Origin of the sequence: Methylomonas lenta (assembly GCF_001644015.1) — a bacterium.
GTDB classification, from domain to species: domain Bacteria; phylum Pseudomonadota; class Gammaproteobacteria; order Methylococcales; family Methylomonadaceae; genus Methylomonas; species Methylomonas lenta.
Genome location: NZ_LUUI01000117.1, coordinates 34,863 through 53,729 on the forward strand (window position 1 = coordinate 34,863; position 18,867 = coordinate 53,729).

Genomic DNA, 18,867 nt, shown 5'->3' on the forward strand with positions numbered 1-18,867 from the left:
CCCGAATCTCCGGCAACTTTCCCTACGCTACGCACTGCTATTAAAAGCTGACACCGGAGTACAAACCTAGGTTTGCACTCCAAAATAGTAGTTTGATTTAGGCAGCAAGAAAAATTTTGTGGGCAGAATTTTTAGCACATTATTTCGCCACCTCCGCCGTCAATTCAACATTTGCAGACCTACCCTGCCCATCGACCACTAAAACTTGAAATCTTCCCGATTTGGCAGGCCACAGCACGGTGCTACCTTCGCCGACAAAATGATCATCGACAAACCAGAATAAACGACTTTTACCGGCAGATGATACTGCGCTAAATTCTATGCTGCCCGTTAGGCTGGACCGCACTGGATAGCTAACCCCGGCTTGCGGAGATACAATTTTGGGTGGTTTGGACGCCGTCTCGCTTGCTTCGATTTGAACACAGGGCCGCTCAAATGCCGGTGGAATATCCCGTCTAACACCGGCCTGTCGAAAAGCCTCCAATTCGTCGCTGTCCCAAAATTCAGCCACTCGGGTTTCTGCAGGACTGTCATCCTCCGGACACTGCCGTAATCCGTTGGCAGGATTGATCCGAATCGGCCGATGCAGCGTACAGGCCTGTATCGACGATACACCCGGGATAATCCAGCCGGTTTTACTGTGTGGACACCAATTCGACACCGGCTGACCGGACAAGGTACAAACTTCGATGCGTTTTAAGCCGCTAGGCGGCGCATCGGCGACGGCGACCGGGCGTTCGATGGCTATGGCATCCAGGACATCGAACAACAACGGCCCGACCAAATCACGCCCGACCAAATGACTGTTAGGGCTACCGTCAAAATTGCCGGCCCACACCCCGACTAACCAATCACCCATCATGCCGAAAGCCCAAGCATCCTTCAGACCGGACGAAGTACCGGTTTTCCAGGCTACAGCTTGTTGTTGGCCATAACCACGACCACCGAAACTGCGTTGCGGTCGCGGATTGTTTTCCAGCATTTCCCGGACTAAAAAGGCCGCTTCCGGCATCATCAACGGCTCGCCAGCAACTTGCTCGGCATCCCGCAGCCAGAGTAAATTATGTAGCCGACCACGATTTACCAGCAAACCATACAGACGTAACAAATCCTCCATGGAAATCTCGGCACTTCCAATCGCCAAACTCAAACCATAATTGGCAGCCTGCTTAGGGATAGCAATGCCGGCCTGCAGCAAAAATTCATGAAAAGTCGGCTGCTGTAATTGCGCTAGCAAACTGATAGCTGGAATATTACGACTACGTACCAACGCATCGGTGGCCGACAACGGCCCATAGAAATTTCGCTCGAAATTTTCCGGCTGATAATAGCCCATCCGCAGCGGCGTATCTTTGACCCGACTATCCGGCGTAATTAAACCTTGAGCAATCGCCTGTGCATAAATGAAAGGTTTTAAAGTCGAACCGGGCGAGCGCGGTGCTTTCAGGCCGTTGACGAAACCGTGAATCTGCCGATTGAAATAATCCGCCGAACCCACATAAGCTTTTACCGCCATGCTGGGCGCATGCACCACCATCACAGTTGCATTGGTAATGCCTTGCAAACGATGCTGGCGTAGAAAGCCGGCCAGCAATGCTTCGCTAAGTGATTGCACGGTGCCATCCAAGGTTGACACCAGTGTCGAAGCATCCGGATACAAACCGTGCAGACGTTCGGCAAAATGCGGTGCCCGAAACGGCAACTCGCTACGTTGCCGAAACCATAAGCGTTCGAAACCGGGATCGTTGCCATAGGCTGTTTTCCAAGCTTGCAGTAAGTGCTGCCGGGCTGTTTGATTCATCGGTGCCCGGGCGCTGGGATTTTGCGGAATCAAAGCCAAGGCCCGAGCTTCATCCAAATTCAATTCGCCAGCTGGCTTGTGAAAATAAATCCAGGCCGCAGCCCCAACACCTTCGATATTGGCCCCGTATGGAGCTAAATTTAAATAAGCTTCCAGCAATTCGTCTTTACTGAACCGCCACTCCAGCCAAAGCGCATAAGCCATTTGCTGCAACTTGCCAGATAGATTGGAAGTCTTCAGTCGCCAGCGTTGCCTCGCCAACTGCATGGTCAGCGTCGAGGCTCCGATCCAGCGTTCCCGAACAATCAAACTACTCCAAACTGCCCTTAGCAGTGACACTGGATTAATGCCGGGGTGCTGGTAAAACCAGCGATCTTCGTAATGCAAAGTCGCATCCCGCAAAGTTTGCGGTAGTTCCGCCAGTGGCGTCCAAAGCCGATACTTCTCATCGGAAGTTAGGCTCAGTCGCAGTAAACGCCCATTGCTATCGGTGACTGCATAAGAACCGTTGGCGCGATTAACCAACAGTGGTTGTGAGGTAATGCTTAGTCTCGACCCAGCGCATAACACCAGCAAAATTACTCCTAACAATATGAGTTTCGCTGGCGATAATTTCAACGCGTTGACGGTCAATTTCATTGATTCAGGGATGCGTTGTAAAAGTCGTTACTCAGCTGTAAATGTTACAACCAGTATTACTTTTCTGCTCACCATTTAGCCCCCTTTTATCGGCAACATTACTGCATTTCAGGCTTGGGAAACCTAAAGCACTGTATTGTCCGATCAACCGGAAAAAATTTCTGTCCGCTTAAAACAGTAAATTTCAGGGCAACAGCATCATAATAAAACAGATCCATGCTAAGATAGCGGTTTTTTATCTACTAGGTGAAGTTATGGCAAAAGAAGATCAGATTGAAATGGATGGCAAGGTTATCGACACCCTACCAAACACCATGTTTCGCGTCGAACTAGAAAACGGGCATATTGTGACTGCTCACATTTCCGGCAAAATGCGCAAACATTACATCCGCATCCTGACCGGCGACAAAGTTAGAGTAGAAATGACGCCTTACGACCTCACTAAAGGCCGCATCACTTTCCGTAACCGCTAATCCCGTTTTTTTAGGCGTTAGCGGTTACGGACATCTATTAAACCATCTGATTCATTTCCGAAACTACTAGCTGTTTACTTTCGATACTAAAAGCCAACTGGTCGTTTTCAACAAAGATTCTGACATGCCCGCCATTCACCAGCCGACCAAATAACAAGTCTTCTGCCAATGGTTTTTTGACTTTTTCTTGAATCAGACGCGCCATGGGTCTTGCACCCATTTTTTCATCATATCCACGTTCTGCCAGCCAGGTTCTAGCATCCGCTCCCAAGGCTAAAGTGACGTTTTTATCTGCCAACACAGCCTCCAGTTCAAAAATAAACTTGTCGACTACACTACTGACTACACTGATATTCAAAGGCTTAAATTGCACAACGGCATCCAGTCGGTTTCTGAACTCCGGTGAAAACCCGCGCTCAATCACTTTCATGCTATCGGTTGCGTGATCTTGATGGGTAAAACCGATTGAAGCCCGACTACCTTCTTCTGCACCAGCATTAGTTGTCATAATCAGGATAACATTACGAAAATCAGCTTTGCGGCCATTATTATCTGTTAGGGTACCGTGATCCATTACCTGCAACAGCAGGTTAAACACATCGGGATGGGCTTTTTCCAATTCATCTAGTAACAGTACCGCATGCGGGTGCCTAGTCACGGCTTCAGTCAACAAGCCACCTTGATCAAACCCCACATAGCCTGGAGGAGCACCTATCAATCGCGATACTGTATGTCGCTCCATGTATTCGGACATATCAAACCGGATCAGCTCTATATCCAATACTTTTGCCAACTGGCGAGTAACCTCTGTCTTACCAACGCCGGTAGGCCCTGCAAACAGAAAAGAACCGATGGTTTTGGTCGTATCTCGCAAACCGGCACGAGATAATTTGATAGCTGATGCCAACTCGGAAATCGCTTCATCCTGCCCGAACACCAGCATTTTCAGATTTTTCTCCAGATTAGAAAGCTTATCCTTATCGCTGGAAGATACCGACTGCGCAGGTACTCTGGCAATTTTAGCGATGATTTCTTCGATATCGACCGCATCAAGCGTCTCTTTACGCTCGCTTTCAATAAACAAGCGCTGCCTAGCACCCGCTTCATCTATCACATCAATTGCCTTGTCCGGTAAATGCCGATCAGTGATGTAGCGCACCGACAATTCCACCGCCGCACGCAAGGCTTCCTGGGTATATTTAAGACCGTGATGCTCTTCGAAACGCGATTTGAGACCTTTTAAAATCTGCACGGTATCTTCTATCGTTGGCTCGACAACATCAATTTTCTGGAACCGACGCGCCAAGGCATGATCTTTTTCGAAAATGCCACGATATTCCTGATAGGTAGTAGAACCAATACAGCGCAACTGGCCTGAGGCCAAAACCGGCTTGATCAGGTTGGATGCATCCATCACGCCACCGGAAGCCGAACCGGCCCCAATAATGGTGTGAATTTCATCGATAAATAATATTGAAAGCGGCTCTTTTTTAAGCTGGGCCACTAAGGATTTCAGGCGTTTTTCAAAATCCCCGCGATATTTAGTGCCGGCAACCAATGCGCCCATATCCAGTGAATAAATCACATTATTCAACAAAATATCCGGCACTTGTTCTTCGACTATACGCTTTGCCAAACCTTCAGCAATAGCCGTTTTACCAACCCCGGCTTCGCCTACCAAAAGAGGATTATTTTTACGCCTGCGACACAACACCTGGATGGTTCTTTCCACCTCTAAATCACGACCGATAAGAGGATCAATATTGCCTTTTATAGCCTCTTCATTGAGGTTGGTGGCGTATTTTTCCAGAGGACTGGCGGTTGCGTCATTAATGCCGCGCTCGCTTTCTGTCTCTTCAATATTATCGGGCTTATGTTGATGTTCGATTTTAGAAACGCCGTGCGCCAGATAATTCACCGCATCCAGCCGAGTAATATCTTGTCGATTCAAAAGATAAACCGCATGAGAATCTTGTTCACTAAACAAAGCTACAAACAAGTTCGCGCCGGTAACTTCTTTTTTGTCGGATGCCTGTACATGAAACACTGCACGTTGCAAAACCCGTTGAAAACCCAAAGTGGGCTGAGTTTCTCGCTGTATGCCATCAGGAATCAGGGAAATAGTTTCATCAATAAACTTGGTCAACTCGCCACGCAAGGCATTGACGTTACAACCACAGGCAATCAGGATTGGAACAGTGCTAACGTTATCCAATAACGCCAACAACAGATGCTCGACCGTTATAAACTCATGCCGTTTAGCGTGCGCATTTGTAAACGCGGCATTTAATGTCACTTCAAGTTCTTTACTTAACATGGCTTACCTCTCACGCTTCTTCCATTGCACACATCAAGGGGTGATGATGCTCTCTGGAATACTCATTGACAATATGTACTTTGGTTTCGGCCACATCTTTAGTGTAGGTGCCGCACACTCCAACGCCTTTCGTATGCACTTGCAGCATGACTTGCGTGGCTTTCTCCTGACTCATATGAAAAAACTCAGTGAGGATTTCGACCACGAAATCCATCGGGGTAAAATCATCATTAAGCAAAATAACCTTATACATAGGCGGCCTTTTTAGCTGCGGTTTTGCTTGCTTTACAGCTATATCGCCATCGGAATCTTTCAAGGGATCAAAATCAGTCATGGTCCAGGTTTGCCTATTAATCACAGTGCTTTAAAGTAGCGTCTAAATCGACAAATTTCAATCTTTACCCACATAAAAAACAATTCGCGTAAAATGTGCAACCTTTATCACATAGTTTGCCCATCATGGTTTGGAAGCCTCATGTCACCGTTGCAGCAGTCATTGAAAATAATGCACATTTTTTACTGGTTGAAGAGACAACAGATAACGGCATTGCGTTCAATCAACCGGCCGGACATCTTGAAGCTGGCGAAGATTTGATCACAGCCGTCAAACGCGAAGTAGCGGAAGAAACCGCTTGGCAATTTGAACCGGAAGCTGTGGTTGCGATACAGCTTTGGCGCAGAACGCCTGATTTTCCCAGTTTTATGCGTTTTTGTTTTACAGGAAAGGTGCATAGCTACGACCCAAATCAAAAACTCGATGATGACATCATAGCGGCACATTGGTTAAGCCGTGATGATATTTTGCAAAAACAACACCAATTACGCAGCCCATTGGTTTTGCTAACAGTGGATGAATACCTTAAAGGCCAACGCCACCCGCTTTCAATATTACAGTCTTTTCTTGATTTAGCATGAGCAAACACATCATCGTCGGCATGTCCGGCGGCGTCGATTCTTCAGTAACAGCACTCACCCTGCAGGAACAAGGCCACAAAGTCACCGGTTTATTCATGAAAAACTGGGAAGAAGACGACGGCACCGAATACTGCACGGCTATGGACGATCTGGCCGATGCACAGCAGGTTTGCGACACATTGGGCATAGAATTAAAGACCGTCAACTTCGCCGCCGAATACTGGGACGAGGTATTCGAAGTCTTTTTGTCGGAGTTTAAAGCCGGCCGTACGCCGAATCCCGACATTCTTTGTAACAAACACGTCAAATTCAAGGCCTTTTTGAATTATGCCATCGAAGACCTGGGGGCAGAATACATCGCTACCGGCCATTATGCTCGCGTCCGCGAACAAGACGGCGAATTTCAGTTACTAAAAGGTTTGGACCCCAACAAGGAACAAAGCTATTTTTTATATGCCATGGGCCAAAAAGCCTTATCAAAAACCCTGTTTCCAATCGGCCATTTACATAAACCGGAAATCCGCGCCATGGCCGACAGAGCCGGTTTTGCAAACAGTCGCAAAAAAGACAGCACCGGCATTTGTTTCATAGGCGAACGCAAGTTCAAGGAATTTCTGCAACGCTATTTGCCCCACCAACCCGGTGAAATGCGTACACCAGAAGGTGTTTACATCGGCCAGCATCACGGCTTGATGTATTACACGCTAGGCCAACGCCAAGGTTTAGGCATAGGCGGGGTTAAAGATGCACCGGACGAACCCTGGTTCGTATTGGAGAAAGACCTGGATAACAACATACTAATTGTCGGCCAAGGCCACGACCATCCGCTGATGCTGCATAATACCCTGGAAGCCGGACAACTGGACTGGTGCGGCAGCCAACCTTTGACCGAAACCTTGCGCCGTGCAGCCAAAACCCGCTACCGCCAGCCGGACCAAGACTGCATCGTCGAACCACTGGATGGCGGTCTGCGGGTAAAAGTCCGTTTCGATCAAGCGCAACGAGCGATTACGCCAGGCCAGTCGGTAGTGTTTTACCTGGGCGAAGTTTGTTTGGGTGGCGGGATTATCGAATCCAAATATAACCAATAGCGGCTTTTCGAGATGATTTACAGAAATTGATTATGGCAGACAATGAAAATCAAATTGTCTATGTCCTGACTAATCCTGCGATGCCAGGTTTGGTTAAAATTGGCAAAACCACACAATTAGAAGTTGAAAGTCGCATGAAACAGTTGTACGGCACTGGAGTTCCAGTTCCATTTGACTGTGTTTTCGCATGCCAAGTCAAAGATGCAACCGAAGTCGAAGATGCACTTCACATTGCATTTGGCACACATAGAATCAATCCAAATCGGGAGTTCTTTAAAATTGAGCCAGAAAGAGTTGTTGCAGTACTCAAACTTTTGAAAGTTGATGACATTACCGAGCAAGTCGAGCATACAATCGAATCGGATATACCCCCTGCCGACAAGCAGTCTGCTCAAACATTGAAGGAATCACCGCGCCCCAGAATGAATTTCCATCAACTTGGCATTCCAAATGGTTCAATCCTAATCTCAAGAGATGGCAAACATCAGACAGAAGTCAGTGGAGAAAAGAAAGTCACCTATGAAGATACTGTCTGTTCATTAACTTCGGCCACAAGAAAAATACTTGGTCTACCGGATAATTATCCGCTTCAACCATCTCCTCACTGGACTTTTAATGGACGCACCATTAAAGAAATCTATGAAGAATTTCACTCAACTGATGGAGATGATTGAGCAGTCTATCTCTCAAGAATTATTAAGCTATTTACAAAATTTATAGGCAGAAAAAGCATTATGACAACACTCACCGCCATCTCCCCTATCGACGGCCGCTATGCCGGCAAAGTTGACGCCTTACGCCCTATTTTCAGCGAATACGGTTTGATCCGTTATCGGGTCGAAGTGGAAGTGCGCTGGCTGCAAGCCTTGTCTGCGGAAGCGAAAATCGCTGAAGTGCCTACACTGTCGAGTGTAGCCAATGCTGTACTGAACGACATTGTCAGCCATTTCTCGGAAGCCGACGCTCAAGCGGTGAAAAACATCGAGAAAACCACTAACCACGATGTCAAGGCAGTCGAGTATCTGCTTAAACAAAAAATACAAGATAACGCCGAACTGCAGGCTGTGAATGAATTCATCCACTTCGCCTGCACCTCCGAGGACATCAATAACCTGTCTTATGCCTTGATGCTGAAGGAAGGCCGTGGCCTGATACTGGCAGAAATCGACGCCACTATCGCGGCCATCAAGCAACTAGCTTTGGATTGTGCGGAGCAACCCATGCTGTCGCGCACCCACGGCCAATCCGCCACTCCGACCACAGTCGGCAAGGAATTCGCCAACGTGGTGGCCCGCATGCAACGTCAACGCCAGCAACTGGCGGCCGTCGAGTTACAGGGTAAGATCAACGGCGCGGTCGGCAATTACAATGCCCATAGCGTGGCTTATCCAGATGTGGATTGGGCGCAGTTTGCGCAAAACTTCGTCGAATCACTCGGATTGAGCTTCAACCCCTATACCATACAGATCGAGCCGCACGATTACATAGCCGAATTTTTCCACGCCCTATCGCGCTTCAACACCATTCTGCTGGATTTCGACCGCGACGTCTGGGGCTATATCTCGCTGGGTTATTTCAAACAAAGAACTATTGCCGGCGAAGTGGGTTCTTCGACCATGCCGCATAAAGTCAATCCGATTGATTTTGAAAACTCCGAAGGTAACCTGGGATTGGCGAATGCGATTTTCGGCTTTTTGGCCGACAAACTGCCAGTCTCGCGCTGGCAACGTGATTTGACCGACTCCACCGTATTGCGCAACATCGGTGTCGGCATTGCTCATACCAGCATTGCCATTCAATCGACATTAAAAGGTATTTCAAAACTGGAACTCAACCCTGCCCTGCTGAATCAGGATCTGGATAATAACTGGGAAGTCTTGGCCGAGCCGATTCAAACAGTGATGCGCCGCTACGGCATCGAAAAGCCGTATGAAAAACTGAAAGAACTGACCCGCGGTCAGCGCGTGACTGGCGAAGGCATGCGGGCTTTCGTGGAAAAATTGGAAATTCCGGCGGCGGCCAAAGCCGAATTAATGGCGCTGACACCGCACAGCTATACCGGTTATGCGGCGCAATTAGCCAAGAAAATCAGTTAAAAATTCGGACCCGGTTGTTGCTGAACTTCATCTGGATTTTCCTGTTCCTGAGCGCCTTCGTTACTGCTAGTTTTAAACTACTGGTGCTGGGCGATACACAGGTATTTTCCGAACTGATGAATGCCATGTTCAGCTTGTCTAAAACCGCGTTTGAGATTTCGCTGGGGTTAAGCGGGGTGTTGGCACTCTGGATGGGTATCATGAAAATTGGTGAGCACAGCGGATTTATCGCACTGCTCACCCGTGCGTTAAATCCGTTATTTAATCGCTTGATGCCAGACATCCCGCAAAACCACCCGGCACTCGGAGCGATAACCATGAACATTGCTGCCAACATGCTGGGACTGGATAATGCCGCTACACCGATGGGGATAAAAGCCATGCAGGAAATGCAGAGCATCAATCCGCATCCGGATCGTGCCAGCAATGCGCAAATTCTGTTTCTGGTTTTGAATACCTCATCGGTGACCTTGTTTCCGGTCACCATATTCGCTTACCGAGCGCAACTGGGAGCCACCAACCCAACCGATGTCTTCATTCCAATTTTGATTGCCACCTATGTATCCACCCTGTCCGGCCTGCTGGCGGTGGCATTTGTGCAAAAAATCAATTTGCTGGACAAGGTTGTACTGGCTTATCTGGGCGGGCTTACAGCGCTGATTATTGGCCTGTTAAGCTATTTTTCCAGCCTGGATCAGGTCATCATGTTGCAGCAATCGGCCCTGCTCAGCAATCTGGTTTTGTTTAGCTTGGTGGCTGCCTTTATTGCCGCCGCCGCTTATCAAGGCCTGAATGCTTATGAGTTATTCATAGATGGCGCCAAACAGGGCTTTCATACCGCTGTCGGCATCATTCCTTATTTGGTTGCCATGCTGGTGGCTTTTGGGGTGTTTCGTGCCAGTGGCGCCTTGGAACTCATCTTGCAGGCCACTCGTTTGGTTGTGGATTTTTTTCAGCTGGACAATCGCTTTGTCGATGGCCTGCCGACGGCATTGATGAAACCGTTTAGCGGCAGCGGTGCACGAGCCATGATGATCGATACCATGCAAAGCCATGGCGCCGACTCATTTGCCGGTCGTTTGGCTTCGGTGGTACAAGGCAGCACAGAAACCACCTTTTATGTATTGGCGGTATATTTCGGTGCAGTCAATATTACGCATATACGGCATGCGGCGACCTGCGGTTTAATTGCGGATTTTGCAGGCATAATGGCCGCCATTTTTATCACTTATTGGTTTTTTGGTTAATTATTTTGATTAAAGGTACATGGCGCTACGCTTATGCACCCTACATTTTTTAAACATATACATGCAAATACATTTAAAAACCCTGGGCTGCCGCCTGAACGAAGCCGAACTGGAAACCTGGGCGCAAGCTTTTCAAGCCCAAGGTCACAGCATTACCCGCCAGCTGGATGACGCCCAAATGGTGGTGATTAATTCCTGCGCGGTCACCCAGGATGCGGTCAAAAAATCCAAACAACTGATCCGTCGTATCCATCGCGACAATCCGCAAGCCAAATTGGTGGTCAGCGGATGTTACGCCACCTTAAATGAAACTGAAGCCGCCCAGTTGATGGGGGTGGATTTGATCGTCGGCAACCAAGACAAAAATCAGTTAGTCGAAAAAGCCTTAACCGAACTCAATCTGGACAGCATGCCGGCCATGTCGACCGAACCCGGCGAAGTATCCTTGTTTAGCCGTGGCCGGCAACGTGCCTTCGTTAAAGTGCAAGACGGCTGCCGTTATCGCTGCACCTTCTGTATCGTTACCGTGGCGCGCGGCGAGGAGCATAGCCGCGCTATCGATGATGTAATCGCTGAAATCAATAGCCTGCACAGCCAAGGCATTAACGAGGCTATCATCACCGGCGTACACCTGGGCGGTTATGGCAGCGACATCAATAGCCATTTAGTCGAGTTGATTGAAACGATACTGGAAAAAACCCAAATCCCCCGCCTGCGCCTAGGCTCTCTGGAACCTTGGGAATTACCGCCGGGCTTTTTTGAATTATTTAAAAACCCGCGCCTGATGCCACATCTGCATTTGCCTTTACAAAGCGGCAGTGACAGCGTGTTACGGCGCATGGCCAGACGCTGTAAAACCGAAGAATTTGCCGAGATGGTGCAACAAGCCCGCGCCTTGATTCCAAACTTTAACATCACCACCGACATCATCGTCGGCTTCCCTGGTGAAACCGAGCAGGAATGGCAGGAAAGCTACGATTACATCCAAAAACTGGGCTTTGGGCATATTCATATTTTCAGTTATTCGCCGCGCGAGGGTACCAAGGCTGCAGGCCTGCCGGATCAAATCAGCCAGGCGCTTAAAAAACAGCGTAGCAAACAACTACATGAACTCGCCGAAACCTTAAAACAGGAATTCGTCGCCGAAAATCTCAGCTCATCTGCTAACGTGCTTTGGGAAGGCCAGACTGAAATACTGGATAACGGCAAAATCCGTTATTTTGGTTATACACCGAATTACTTAAGGGTGGCCTGTGATGTAGACTCAGCCATCAAACTTGAAAACCAGATCCTGCCGGCAAAACTATCGGATGTTGCTGAAACCAAATTCGTCGCAGTAGAACTGATTTGAGCTTATTTCAGCCGCCTGTATGATCCTTATAATTTCCTTACATATCACTTAAGCCCCATAAAAAAGGCCGCAAAACTTAACTCGAATTGCGGCCTTAAGTTTGAGAGCTTATGGCTTAATAGGGCCTAGGATGTAACGGACCAAAACCGTCATCTTTAAATTCATCAAATTTCAGTACATCGTCTTCCGGAACATTACCATCGTTAACCAGATAATTCCGACGTGACAGATAGGCATTTTTAAAGAAGTCATAACGATCAAGAGCTGCTTCGCTGGCTACTTTTTCCATACCTAACAAATCCGAACGCATATCGACGACTCTTAATGCGCCTGCACCTACAGATACTGCGGCACCGATCCAGTCGGGGTTTAGGTAAAAACCAGCATAGGTGAAGGGGTTCATGGCAGCGTCGCCAACTAAACCAAACACACCCCGCGGCGAACTAGGGCCAAAGAAAGGCAACACCAAATATGGTCCGGTCGGCACACCCCAGACACCTAAAGTTTGATCAAAATCTTCATTATGTTTGGGTAGATCAATCATACTACCAACATCAATGAATCCTCCCACACCTGCAGTGGTATTAACCAATAATCGCGCTATATCCTTGCTGGAATCTAAAAACTTACCCTGCAATGCGTTATTGGCAAGCACATTGATATCATCGATATTACTAAAGAAGTTGGTAATACCTACATCAACAAAATCCGGCGTAATCCATTTATAGCCTTTGGCAACCGGTTTCATGACATAATCATCCAAGCCATCGTTGAATGACTGCGCTTCTCGGTTCCAGCCCTCCCAAGGATCCGTAGGGTTAGGGGTTTCAACGGTTGCACAGCCACTTAACATAGCTATCAAACTGATGCTTATTAACGCGCTGGTTTTCTTGTCCTGCATAAGTTTCTCCTGGTCACCCTATAATATTGTTTATAACTGTCTAAAAACTCACGTAACATAGCATAAAAACGACTTATCAAGCCATAATAGACCCATGGAAATCAGCCAAAATCCGCTCAGCAATCGCTTTAGAGGTTATTTACCCGTTATCGTTGACATTGAAACTGCAGGCTTTAACGCAAAAAAAAACCCGTTACTGGAAATCGCCGCCATCATCGTTGAACAAGATCAGGATGGCTGGCTGGGGATTACGGAGAAACATCACTGTAATATTATCCCCTTTAAAAACTCCGAACTGGACCAAGCCGCTTTAAAATTTACCGGAATAGACCCCTATCACCCATTCCGGATGTCTATTGATGAAAAAGCTGCGCTGACGCAATTGTTTGCCCCGATCAGGGCAGCCGTAAAACGTAACGAATGTAAGCGGGCTATTTTAGTCGGACACAACCCTGCATTTGACATCAACTTCCTCAATGCCGCTATCGAGCGCACCCAACAAAAAAGAAGTCCTTTTCACCCCTTTAGCACTTTTGATACTGCAACATTAGGCGGCTTGGTGTTTGGTCAAACCGTGTTAGCAAAAATTGCCGAAGCAGCAGGAATGGAGTGGGATAATCAACGTGCCCATTCAGCCTTATATGATGCCGAACAAACTGCCGAATTATTTTGCATTATTTATAATCGCTGGAAAAAATTACTAGCCTTTGAGGCGGCATAAACTTGATGCCAAAGGCTACCATTCTTAGCGTTTTTGCCAGACATGGCAGATAGCTATTTTACAAGATCAACGGCTCGCAACAACGAGCCGCCGACTCAAGAAACTTGTTTAGTTGGCAGTAAGCATGTTTTGCAGCTCACCTTTATTGAACAAATCGATCACGATATCACAGCCGCCTACCAATTCACCGTTGACATACAACTGTGGATAGGTCGGCCAATGAGAATATTCTTTTAACGCTTCACGCAACTCCGGGTCTTCAAAAATATTTACCGCTCTATATTGCGCTTTACAGGCCTGTAAAATCTGTACGACTTGCCCGGAAAAACCACATTGCGGAAAATCCGGCGTACCTTTCATATATAAAACTACGGGCTGGCTGCCCAACTGCTCTTGAATTCTTTCGATCACATTCATAACGACTACTCAATCCTAATTAAAAAACCAAGCAATTTTATCAAGAATAACGCATTTTTAAATACAACAATTTTTACTATCCTATCCTCAAACCAGTTCCGGTTTGCAAAATCGGATACATATTTCAAACAAACTATCCCAACCGTCGCCGGCCAATTGGCCTTTTATTTGCTGATCTGCTTTAGCACTGATCAGTAATAAAGACTGCATTTGAGCGATACTCAAGCGCTGCAGCGCATCATGCATGGCATGCTTACGCTTGTCCCAAATTTGATACTTTTTGAATACTGCTTCCTGATGCGCTCCCTGCTTAAGCTCTAACTTTACATTAATTAAAGCTCTAGCTTCACGACTGAGCGCCCAAAGCACAACTGGCGCGGCAATACCTTCTGCTTTCAGGCCATTTAAAATTTTAACCACTCGATTTAACTTACCCACTAATAACGCATCGGTTAGCTTGAAAACATCAAAGCGAGCACTGTCTGCTACCGCATTTTCAATCATGCCCCTACTTATGGCAGATGGCCCATGCAAAACAAACAATTTCTCGATTTCCTGAGCGGCAGCCAGTAAATTCCCTTCGATGCGTGCAGCCAAGATCTTAGCCGCATCGCTATCCAGACGCATAGACTTATTTTCGGCCCTACGCTGCAACCAATGTAATAACTCCTGGCCCTGCAAAGGCCAAACCTGCACAGTCACACCGACTTTTTCAATGGCTTGAAACCATTGTGTCTTTTGTGAAGCAGAATCGAGCTTCCCAGCAGTGATCAGCAACACAGTATCCGTCGGCAGATTTTGACAATAGGCGATTAATGTTTTGCTACCATCGCTACCCGGTTTGGCCGAAGGTAAACGCAGGTCGATCAGTTTTTTTTCAGCAAATATAGATAAAGAATCGGCTTCCACCGTCAATTGCGGCCACTCATTTCCTTGATCAACGCTGATAACTTCGCGCACGGAGTAACCCGCTTGCCTGGCGGCCACCCGCACCAAATCAGCGGCCTCACCCAATTGCAACGGCTCATCACCGCTAATAAAATAAACTGGAAGCAAGGATTTTTGCAACCCAGCCTTTAATTGCTCAGGCTTTAGTCGCATGCTTACTTTTTAATGCTTTCAGCCGCAATTTTTGCACGTGACATTACCATTCGGGCAACTTGCCGATACATTTCCTTTAAAATTGTCTGTTCTTCGTTTTCTTTAGCCAAAATAGCGGTTTGGTCATTGAAAAACTCTCTATTTAATTCGATAGTCTGTTCGTCTAGTAAGGGATTTTCCTGGTTGTCGTAAAACTGAAACCTCAAGTAATAGGTGAGTTCTATTTCACTGGATTTACCTGAAGAGCCCACCGAAACGACTCGTCGTCTTAAATCTTCTTTTAATACTTTAAGCACAACCCCTGCCTCATTAGGCGAAGTCGCCACTTTGGCATCGGCAGCTTTCAAAAGCGACTTTAACTCGGCATTCAACGAACCGGAAACACCGAAAAAATACATGCTCCTCAGTTCCTCGGGTAAAGCAATCGAACCGCGCAGATGGTAGCCACAAGCAGACAAAAAAACCAAGACCAACGTCAAGATGAGTTTAGTAGCTATTTTCATAGACCCATTAACCTGATGTGACTGACTAAACAACGATATTGACCAGTTTTTGCGGCACCACAATGATCTTCTTCACCGGCTTACCTTCTATATGACGCTGGACGTGTTCATCAGCCAGCACCATCGCTTCAATTTCAACTTTAGAGGCGGTGGTAGCCACCAAAAATTTGCCGCGTAATTTACCGTTAACCTGAACCACCATTTCAATAGCGTCTTGCTTTAAAGCAGATTCATCGATTTTTGGCCAGGCAACCAAGACGATATCATCCAGGTGCCCCAGCTCTTGCCATAACTGTTGAGATACGTGCGGAATAATAGGCGCCAACATCAACACAATGGCTTCCAGTGCCTCCTGACGCACAGCGCCAGCGTTTTCACCATCATCCTCAAATTTATTTAAGGCGTTGAGCAATTCCATATTGGCCGCTATTGCGGTATTGAAAGTATGCCGACGCCCCATATCGTCTGTGACTTTTTGTAAAGCCTGATGCAATTGACGTCGCAGATTTTTTTCAGCATCTGTCAATGTAGCGACATTAAAATGCTTAACCGGCAGACCGGACTCGACATGCAGATAGACTTGCCGCCACAAACGCTTCAAAAACCGAAATGCACCTTCCACACCGGCATCGTTCCATTCCAGCGATTGGTCGGGTGGCGAAGTGAACATGGTGTACAAGCGCACGGTATCGGCACCGTATTGATCAATCAATATTTGCGGATCGACGCCATTGTTTTTGGATTTGGACATTTTCTCGATAGCGCCAACTGTAACCGTCGAGCCATCTTCCAGCAATTTAGCACCTATAATTTTGCCCTTGGCATCGCGTTCAACTTCAATCTGGGTCAAGTTGTAATAGCGTTTATGTCCGTGCTCGTCGAATTGGTAGAAAGTCTCGGCAACCACCATGCCTTGCGTCAGCAGATTTTTAAACGGCTCATCACAAACGATAAGTCCTTCATCCCGCAGTAATTTGGTGTAAAAACGTGCATACAGCAAATGTAAAATCGCATGTTCGATACCGCCAATATAGTAATCAACCGGCAGCCAATAATTGGCCCTTTGATCCAGCATCATGCTGTCGGCATCCTGACAGGTATAGCGGGCAAAATACCAGGACGACTCCATAAAAGTATCGAAGGTATCGGTTTCCCGTCGCGCCGCTTTGCCACATTGTGGACAGGTGGTGTGTGCAAAAGTCGGATGCGCAGCCAACGGCGCTTGCGAGCCATCCAGCACCACATCACGCGGCAATGTCACTGGTAATTGATTATCCGGTACAGGTACGGTACCGCAATCATCGCAGTAAATTACAGGTACCGGCGCGCCCCAATAACGTTGACGGGAGACTCCCCAATCGCGCAGGCGGAAGTTGGTCTTGCGCTCGCCTTTATTTTGCGCAACCAGTTTTGCCGCTATGGCATCAAAGGCTTGTGCAGAGCTCAAGCCATCAAACTCACCTGAGTTTTTCAAAACGCCTTTATCTGTAAAGGCATGCTCGCTGATATCGTCATTTTCACCATCGGCAGCTGCAACGACTTGTTTGATAGCTATAGCGTACTTTTTGGCAAACTCATAATCACGCTGGTCGTGACCGGGTACCGACATCACAGCACCGGTGCCATAACTCATCAACACGAAATTAGCTATCCACACCGGCACTTGTTCCCCCGTCAAGGGATGTACTGCCATGTAACCGGAGTCTATACCGCGTTTTTCCATGGTTTCCATAGCGGCTTCCGATGTTTCCATCTGTTTGCAAGATTCGATAAAATCAGCTACATCAGTATTGGATTCTGCCGCCTTTTTAGCGATAGGATGTTCGGCGGCCACGGCAAGATAAGTTACCCCCATCAGGGTATCCGGACGAGTCGTGTAAATACGGATCACCGAATCAAAACCGTCCTCGGCGCTAGTTCCGGATAGCGCGCTAGCTTCTGCATCCATGCTGTCGACGGCAAAATCCATTTCCACGCCTTCGGAACGACCTATCCAGTTGGCTTGCATGGTTCTGACCTGTTCAGGCCAGCCTGGCAAGTTTTCCAATGACGTTAACAACTCATCGGCATACTCGGTGATTTTTAAGAACCATTGCGAAATCTCTTTTTTCTCGACTTGTGTATCACAGCGCCAGCAACAACCATCAATAACCTGCTCATTAGCCAAAACGGTTTGATCATGAGGACACCAGTTTACCGGTGCGGTTTTTTTGTAAACCAGATCTTTTTCCAACAGACGCAAAAAGAACCACTGTTCCCAACGATAGTATTCCGGATCGCAAGTCGCCAGTTCGCGACTCCAATCATATCCAAAGCCCAAGCGTTTTAACTGATCACGCATGTAGTCTATGTTGGAATAGGTCCAGTCAGCCGGATGTACTTTATTTTGCATAGCCGCATTTTCCGCCGGCAAGCCAAATGCATCCCAACCCATGGGCTGTAACACATGTTTGCCCTGCATACGCTGAAAACGGCTGATTACGTCGCCGATGGTGTAATTGCGTACATGACCCATGTGCAATTTGCCACTGGGATACGGAAACATCGACAAACAATAGTATTTTTCCTTACCGGTATTTTCGCTGGCGATGAACACGCCGGATTTTTCCCAGTCAGCTTGTACCTTTTGCTCAATTGGCAATGGTTGGTAATGCTCTTCCATCCTATTCGTCTTTTGGTGTAAAAAGGCGCTAGAATACCTCACAGACGCTTAAATCTAAAGCGTGAAATCATTAAACCACCAGGAGTAACCATGGGCGAAAACAAACTAATCAAAGCTTACGACGATCTGATGGGCCATCTTTACGAAGCATTAGACGACACATTGCACTCAGTTGCAGATGCTTTGGAAATCGCCAAAGAAAAAACCAGCGCACTCGGCGGACATACCCAAGAAGAAATTAACAAAATCTCCGATTACGTGATGCGCGATGTTGAGCATGTCGCCACCTCAGCTTCCCAACAACAAGATAACGATTCCCTATCAGAATGGTTAAAGTTCGACATCGACTTGATTGAAAATTTTGCCTTGGATGCCTTCATGGACATCGCCGACAAAACCAAAGTCAAACTCGCAGCGCTGGAAATGGAAGCCAAGCAATATCACCCGTATCAAAGTGGCGAAGCAACCAGCCCCGGTACTTTTACTTGCGATGCCTGTGGCAAACAAATCGCCTTTAAATCAACCAGTATTATCCCCAAATGCCCAGCCTGCAATGGTGACAACTTTACACGCTGTTGATATTGCAAGCATTAACCTTATAATGAAGGCTTTTATTTTTTAAACTATCGAGG

At 47.2% G+C, this 18,867-nt stretch carries 17 protein-coding genes; 9 read left to right on the forward strand and 8 right to left on the reverse strand.

Annotated features, from left to right (window positions below; all coding sequences use genetic code 11):
• Positions 1-139: 139 nt before the first annotated feature.
• Positions 140-2,440, reverse strand: a complete 2,301-nt coding sequence (pbpC, locus tag A1359_RS13895) for a penicillin-binding protein 1C (protein WP_066984082.1) — start codon at positions 2,438-2,440, stop codon at positions 140-142.
• Between the two features lie 254 nt (positions 2,441-2,694).
• Here pbpC and infA point away from each other — a divergent pair, with 254 nt between their 5' ends.
• On the forward strand, positions 2,695-2,913 hold the full coding sequence (gene infA, locus A1359_RS13900; protein ID WP_013819653.1) for a translation initiation factor IF-1: 219 nt from the start codon (positions 2,695-2,697) through the stop codon (positions 2,911-2,913).
• Between the two features lie 37 nt (positions 2,914-2,950).
• Here the strand turns inward: infA and clpA are convergent, their stop codons facing one another.
• The gene (clpA, locus tag A1359_RS13905; protein WP_066984085.1) at positions 2,951-5,230 is read right to left on the reverse strand and encodes an ATP-dependent Clp protease ATP-binding subunit ClpA; all 2,280 of its coding nucleotides are present in this window, start codon (positions 5,228-5,230) and stop codon (positions 2,951-2,953) included.
• A 10-nt stretch (positions 5,231-5,240) separates the two neighbouring features.
• On the reverse strand, positions 5,241-5,564 hold the full coding sequence (gene clpS / locus A1359_RS13910; protein WP_066984089.1) for an ATP-dependent Clp protease adapter ClpS: 324 nt from the start codon (positions 5,562-5,564) through the stop codon (positions 5,241-5,243).
• Positions 5,565-5,689: 125 nt separating this feature from the next.
• On the opposite strand from clpS, the gene A1359_RS13915 reads away from it, so the two are divergent.
• From A1359_RS13915 to mtaB, 6 genes are all read left to right on the forward strand, one after another.
• Positions 5,690-6,145 (forward strand): NUDIX hydrolase, encoded by a 456-nt coding sequence (locus A1359_RS13915; protein WP_066984092.1) that lies wholly within the window; start codon positions 5,690-5,692, stop codon positions 6,143-6,145.
• Entirely contained in the window at positions 6,142-7,236 is a 1,095-nt protein-coding gene (mnmA, locus tag A1359_RS13920) for a tRNA 2-thiouridine(34) synthase MnmA (protein ID WP_066984095.1), read from the forward strand. Before A1359_RS13915 ends, mnmA begins: the two co-directional genes overlap by 4 nt.
• A gap of 32 nt (positions 7,237-7,268) precedes the next feature.
• On the forward strand, positions 7,269-7,910 hold the full coding sequence (locus tag A1359_RS13925; RefSeq protein WP_066984098.1) for a GIY-YIG nuclease family protein: 642 nt from the start codon (positions 7,269-7,271) through the stop codon (positions 7,908-7,910).
• A 60-nt stretch (positions 7,911-7,970) separates the two neighbouring features.
• A complete protein-coding gene (purB, locus tag A1359_RS13930; protein ID WP_066984102.1) occupies positions 7,971-9,332 on the forward strand; it encodes an adenylosuccinate lyase in 1,362 nt (453 codons plus the stop codon).
• 17 nt (positions 9,333-9,349) lie between these two features.
• On the forward strand, positions 9,350-10,579 hold the full coding sequence (locus A1359_RS13935; RefSeq protein ID WP_066984206.1) for a nucleoside recognition domain-containing protein: 1,230 nt from the start codon (positions 9,350-9,352) through the stop codon (positions 10,577-10,579).
• 61 nt (positions 10,580-10,640) lie between these two features.
• Entirely contained in the window at positions 10,641-11,930 is a 1,290-nt protein-coding gene (gene mtaB / locus A1359_RS13940; RefSeq protein WP_066984209.1) for a tRNA (N(6)-L-threonylcarbamoyladenosine(37)-C(2))-methylthiotransferase MtaB, read from the forward strand.
• Between the two features lie 115 nt (positions 11,931-12,045).
• On the opposite strand, the gene A1359_RS13945 is transcribed toward mtaB, so the two are convergent.
• Positions 12,046-12,831: an MlaA family lipoprotein gene (locus A1359_RS13945; protein ID WP_066984105.1), complete on the reverse strand. Its 786-nt coding sequence runs from the start codon at positions 12,829-12,831 to the stop codon at positions 12,046-12,048.
• A 94-nt stretch (positions 12,832-12,925) separates the two neighbouring features.
• On the opposite strand from A1359_RS13945, the gene rnt reads away from it, so the two are divergent.
• Positions 12,926-13,552: a ribonuclease T gene (gene rnt, locus A1359_RS13950; protein WP_066984108.1), complete on the forward strand. Its 627-nt coding sequence runs from the start codon at positions 12,926-12,928 to the stop codon at positions 13,550-13,552.
• A gap of 108 nt (positions 13,553-13,660) precedes the next feature.
• Here the strand turns inward: rnt and grxD are convergent, their stop codons facing one another.
• The 4 genes from grxD to leuS all read right to left on the reverse strand — a co-directional run bounded on the left by grxD (position 13,661) and on the right by leuS (position 18,235).
• Positions 13,661-13,969 (reverse strand): Grx4 family monothiol glutaredoxin, encoded by a 309-nt coding sequence (gene grxD / locus A1359_RS13955; protein ID WP_066984110.1) that lies wholly within the window; start codon positions 13,967-13,969, stop codon positions 13,661-13,663.
• An 87-nt stretch (positions 13,970-14,056) separates the two neighbouring features.
• Positions 14,057-15,070 carry a DNA polymerase III subunit delta gene (gene holA, locus A1359_RS13960; RefSeq protein WP_066984113.1) on the reverse strand — a complete coding sequence of 338 codons (1,014 nt, stop codon included), beginning with the start codon at positions 15,068-15,070 and terminating at the stop codon, positions 14,057-14,059.
• Positions 15,071-15,072: 2 nt separating this feature from the next.
• Positions 15,073-15,573, reverse strand: a complete 501-nt coding sequence (locus A1359_RS13965; RefSeq protein ID WP_066984116.1) for an LPS-assembly lipoprotein LptE — start codon at positions 15,571-15,573, stop codon at positions 15,073-15,075.
• 25 nt (positions 15,574-15,598) lie between these two features.
• A complete protein-coding gene (gene leuS / locus A1359_RS13970; protein WP_066984119.1) occupies positions 15,599-18,235 on the reverse strand; it encodes a leucine--tRNA ligase in 2,637 nt (878 codons plus the stop codon).
• 90 nt (positions 18,236-18,325) lie between these two features.
• Between leuS and A1359_RS13975 the strand changes: the two genes are divergently transcribed.
• Positions 18,326-18,814, forward strand: a complete 489-nt coding sequence (locus tag A1359_RS13975) for a zinc ribbon-containing protein (RefSeq protein WP_066984122.1) — start codon at positions 18,326-18,328, stop codon at positions 18,812-18,814.
• The last annotated feature ends 53 nt before the right edge of the window (positions 18,815-18,867 follow it).

Excerpts from the sequence above, each read along its gene's own strand:
- A1359_RS13925 (WP_066984098.1), top strand. The coding sequence starts at position 7,269 with ATGGCAGACAATGAAAATCAAATTGTCTATGTCCTGACTAATCCTGCG.
- leuS (WP_066984119.1), bottom strand. The coding sequence starts at position 18,235 with ATGGAAGAGCATTACCAACCATTGCCAATTGAGCAAAAGGTACAAGCT.
- holA (WP_066984113.1), bottom strand. The coding sequence starts at position 15,070 with ATGCGACTAAAGCCTGAGCAATTAAAGGCTGGGTTGCAAAAATCCTTG.
- clpA (WP_066984085.1), bottom strand. The coding sequence starts at position 5,230 with ATGTTAAGTAAAGAACTTGAAGTGACATTAAATGCCGCGTTTACAAAT.
- A1359_RS13945 (WP_066984105.1), bottom strand. The coding sequence starts at position 12,831 with ATGCAGGACAAGAAAACCAGCGCGTTAATAAGCATCAGTTTGATAGCT.
- clpS (WP_066984089.1), bottom strand. The coding sequence starts at position 5,564 with ATGACTGATTTTGATCCCTTGAAAGATTCCGATGGCGATATAGCTGTA.
- rnt (WP_066984108.1), top strand. The coding sequence starts at position 12,926 with ATGGAAATCAGCCAAAATCCGCTCAGCAATCGCTTTAGAGGTTATTTA.
- purB (WP_066984102.1), top strand. The coding sequence starts at position 7,971 with ATGACAACACTCACCGCCATCTCCCCTATCGACGGCCGCTATGCCGGC.
- A1359_RS13965 (WP_066984116.1), bottom strand. The coding sequence starts at position 15,573 with ATGAAAATAGCTACTAAACTCATCTTGACGTTGGTCTTGGTTTTTTTG.
- grxD (WP_066984110.1), bottom strand. The coding sequence starts at position 13,969 with ATGAATGTGATCGAAAGAATTCAAGAGCAGTTGGGCAGCCAGCCCGTA.
- mnmA (WP_066984095.1), top strand. The coding sequence starts at position 6,142 with ATGAGCAAACACATCATCGTCGGCATGTCCGGCGGCGTCGATTCTTCA.
- A1359_RS13975 (WP_066984122.1), top strand. The coding sequence starts at position 18,326 with ATGGGCGAAAACAAACTAATCAAAGCTTACGACGATCTGATGGGCCAT.
- mtaB (WP_066984209.1), top strand. The coding sequence starts at position 10,641 with ATGCAAATACATTTAAAAACCCTGGGCTGCCGCCTGAACGAAGCCGAA.
- pbpC (WP_066984082.1), bottom strand. The coding sequence starts at position 2,440 with ATGAAATTGACCGTCAACGCGTTGAAATTATCGCCAGCGAAACTCATA.
- A1359_RS13915 (WP_066984092.1), top strand. The coding sequence starts at position 5,690 with ATGGTTTGGAAGCCTCATGTCACCGTTGCAGCAGTCATTGAAAATAAT.
- infA (WP_013819653.1), top strand. The coding sequence starts at position 2,695 with ATGGCAAAAGAAGATCAGATTGAAATGGATGGCAAGGTTATCGACACC.